The following is a 3531-nucleotide window of genomic DNA, read 5'->3' on the forward strand; positions in this document are numbered from 1 at the left end:
TTCTTTTTTCATCAGACGCAGGGCGTCCACCAGCCGATCGAGCCCCTTAATGGGGTCCACGCGGCCGACGCTCAGAATAAGCGGGGTCTCCGCGTCCAAGCCCAGCTGCGCGCGGGCGCTCTCCCGGGGCAGCGGGGAGAAGCGCCCGGTGTCCACCCCGCAGGGGACGAAATGAACCCGCTCGGGGCTAGCCCCGAATTCGCGGGTGAGAAGCTCGGCCTCATCCAGCGAGGAGACGAGCAGGGCGTCGCTCTGCCGTGCCAGCCGGGCCTCGGCCTCGCGGCGCGCTTCGGGTTCTTTTTGATCGAGGCGGAGCACACGGTCCTTCAGGGCGGCGAGGGTGTGAAAGCGAAGGAAGAGGGGGATGCTCCACTCCCGCGCAATTTTCGCTCCCGCCAGGCCCGAAAGCCAGTAGTGAGCCGAGAGGAGGTCATAGTGCGCGCGCTCCTGCGCCGAGAACGCCATGATGCCCGCCGTGAATTCTTCAACGATGGGAAGGAGGTCGTTTTTGTCCAGCGGCCGGGGCTCTCCCGCCGGTATACGGATGAGGCGCGCGCCGGGAGCGATCGGGACGACGCGGGGAGCGCCGTCGCTCTCCAGCCGGGTGAACACATCCGCCCGCACCCCATGGGCGGGCAGCGCCCGCGCCAGTTCGCGGATGTAGACGTTCATCCCTCCGGTGACATCGCCGCCCAGATCGTCCAGGGGATCGGTGTGCATCGAAATCTGGGCGATGTGGAGCGGGGGGGAGAGCGTCATTTCGCGGACCGTTCCATCTCGATGCGGTAGATGGGGTCATCCTTCGCGCCGAACTGATACTTGTACGCCTCATCTCCGCTGAGAAAATCGAAAGAGGTGCGCCCGGCCTGGATGGCTTCCTCGATATTGTGGGCGAGAAGGACGACACCCGCGCTCAATTCGCGCTCTTCGGGGTCAAACCCCGAATTGTAGAGATAAATCCGGTCGCGGAAATCGAAAGCGAAGTTGGCGGAGACCGCATAGCCGTCCACCCGCATGAGGCTCAAATCGAGCCAACCGAGGCGGAGCATTTTAGTGGCCATCTCCCGGAAGAACGCGCCGCGCGATTCGTTCCAGAAGTCGGCCTTGTCGGGCTGGCTCAGCGCGTGGAGCCGAATGAAATCCTCCATGTCCTGCCCGAGCTGCTGTTCGTTGAGGGTGTGGGAGAATTCGAGCCCGGCCTGCATGTGGGCCTTCCGGATTTTCCGGCGGAGTTCGCGCTCATCGCGGCTCGAGAGGATCCCGGTGTAGCCGTCCCAGGAGTCGGGAAGGGCGATGACCGGGCAGACTTCTTCCTGGACGATGCGGGAGCGGCCGGCGGCGGGCCCCGCCTCGCTGGCGAACCATTTCCGCGTGGGCGAGTTTTCGGGAACGCTGTGGAGGACGATTTTTTGCCAAACCGGCCCTTCGGGCCCCTCGAAATGCGCCAGAAGGGCGCTCCAGGCGAGATCGCAGTCCGCCTCGCTTCCCGCGATGATGTCGAGGTAATCCGTAAGATCCAGCCCGCCCGTGAACCGGAGGACGCCGTCATCGCGCACCATCATGGGAGCAATCGCCATCAGCGCCCCCCCGGGCCGGCGCAGGGCGCACAGATACAGCCGGCCCGAGCCGAGATGCTTCCACCAGCATTCATGCCAGGCCGGGTCGTAGAAGGGATGGGCGTAGGGAGAGGCTTCCAGCAGGGCGCGCCACTCGGGCGCCAGCCGGGAGAAGCCCTCCGGCGTCTCGTGCACCTCCACCTCGGCCGCCGGATGCGGCGGGGAGGACGGTCCGGGGGATGTGGAACAGGGTGCCGGCATATCGCTCCTCTGGCGGCGGAGAGCCGCCCCAAAAGGTTTTAGATAGTATGGACGGAATCTTCCGCCGTCAACGCGCGGGCCGCTACCGGGGCCGGATGAAGACGGCGGGCGGATGGCCGCTCGCGGGTGGGGGAAGATCGCGGAAGGGAAACCCGAACCATCTGCGGTGAAATAGGGTCTGAAAGTGGGAAAAACCCGCCTTGGCGACCCCTCTTCGTGACGCCGTGTTCCCGGCTTCGACGAAGATGGTGGACCGCACGAGCCCGAGGTCGCGCCCGTACTCGAGCGCCCGCCGCAGGACGGCGGGGTAGAGGCTCTTTCCCCGCCAGGGCCCGAGCGTGTAGGCGTCGTAGAGATAGATTTCCGAGGCGGCGGGCTGAACGGAGAGGCCGATCTCCTCGACGCCCACGGCCCTTCGCGCCCCCCAGATGTAGCTGACGGTGCAGCCCTTGTGCAGGGCGATGAAGCACTTCTCCCCGCGGTCGAACCGCATGTTGGTCAGGCGCTCCCCCTGCACGGCCGCGATGAGATCCCGGTCGGGGGTGTCCTTGTCCAAGATGAGGTGTTCGGTCTCGATTCTGGCTTCGCAGGGGGGGATATCACCCGGATACATGAAATCGTAGAGATAGAGTTCGACTTTCTGGAAGAAAAGCGAAGACAGTGTGCTCAACGAAAGTTCTCCTCGTGAATTTGAGCCAGCACGTCGAGGTAGGGCGCAAGCTGGTCCGCGAAACGGCGCCAGCGGGGGAGCTTCTCCAGGTGGCCGCGGATGTGCCCGGCCGTCGGTGGTATGTGTGAAAGATACCGCGAGGTGCCCCGCTCTGCCCACTGGAAGGCGAAGGTCCCGATGGCTTTCAGGTTCCGCTGAAGGGCGGTGAGAGCCAGGGCGTGCGCGAAAGCTTCGCTTCCGCCGAGCGCGCGCGCCGCATCGCTTCCCTCCCGGTAGCGACCGATAAGCTCTTCCCGGGCGTTTTCCGGCAAGGAGACATAGCTGTCGAACACCAGGGAGGCCAGATCGTAGGTGATCGGGCCCATGCGGGCGTCCTGGAAGTCGAGGACGATCAGCTTTCCCTCCCGCACCATGAGGTTGCGGCTGTGGTAGTCCCGGTGGGTGAGGCGGAAGGGAAGGCGGCACACCTCGGCGGCGAGCGCGTCGAAGGGGTCCGCAAAGGTGTTCTCCGGCGCGTCCATCTTCAGGAGCGCCTCGAACGCATAGCGCCGGGTGTGGTGAAGCTCCCGGGCGAAGGTTTCGGGGACGAAGGCCGCTTCCACGCGCGGCGCTCTTTCTTGCAGGGCGAGGAGAAGGTCTACCGCCTCCTGGTAGGGCGCCCGGGCGGCCTCCCATCCCCCTTCGTTCCAGACATCCTCCAGCATCTTGTCGCCGGCGTCCTCGATGAGGATCACCCCCGCCGCGGGATTTGTCCCGTACACCCTGGGGACCGGAATGCCGATCTTCGCAAGAAGCGCCCCCATCTGAAGGAAGGGGAGCTGGCCCCCCTCCCAGGGCGAGGTGAGGATCATGCCCACCGAGGCCGCGGGAGAGGCCTCGGGATGATGAAGGCGGAGGTAGCGGCGGTCCGATGCGTCCCCGGCCAGAGGAGTCTCTTGTGCGACCTTCGCGTCGAGGTGCGCTTTGGCCAGCTCTCGAAGGGCATCCAGCGCCGCTAGGGGATGGGACGTGGGAGGCACCCCCGCCTCGGAGAGGCTCACGAGC

4 protein-coding genes are annotated in these 3531 nt (G+C 65.7%); all 4 read right to left on the reverse strand.

The genetic code is table 11. From position 1 onward, the window contains the following. The coding region (locus O2807_13590) for a glycosyltransferase (GenBank protein MDA1001535.1) at positions 1 to 759 on the reverse strand (759 nt) is incomplete at its 3' end. After that, the gene (locus O2807_13595; GenBank protein ID MDA1001536.1) at positions 756 to 1817 is read right to left on the reverse strand and encodes a GNAT family N-acetyltransferase; all 1062 of its coding nucleotides are present in this window, start codon (positions 1815 to 1817) and stop codon (positions 756 to 758) included. The genes O2807_13590 and O2807_13595, both read right to left, overlap by 4 nt. Positions 1818 to 1899: 82 nt before the next feature. After that, positions 1900 to 2487: a GNAT family protein gene (locus tag O2807_13600; GenBank protein ID MDA1001537.1), complete on the reverse strand. Its 588-nt coding sequence runs from the start codon at positions 2485 to 2487 to the stop codon at positions 1900 to 1902. After that, on the reverse strand, positions 2484 to 3531 hold a 1048-nt coding region (locus tag O2807_13605; protein ID MDA1001538.1), incomplete at its 5' end, for a phosphotransferase. The genes O2807_13600 and O2807_13605, both read right to left, overlap by 4 nt.

The sequence above is a fragment of the bacterium genome (assembly GCA_027622355.1).
Classification (GTDB): domain Bacteria; phylum UBA8248; class UBA8248; order UBA8248; family UBA8248; genus JAQBZT01.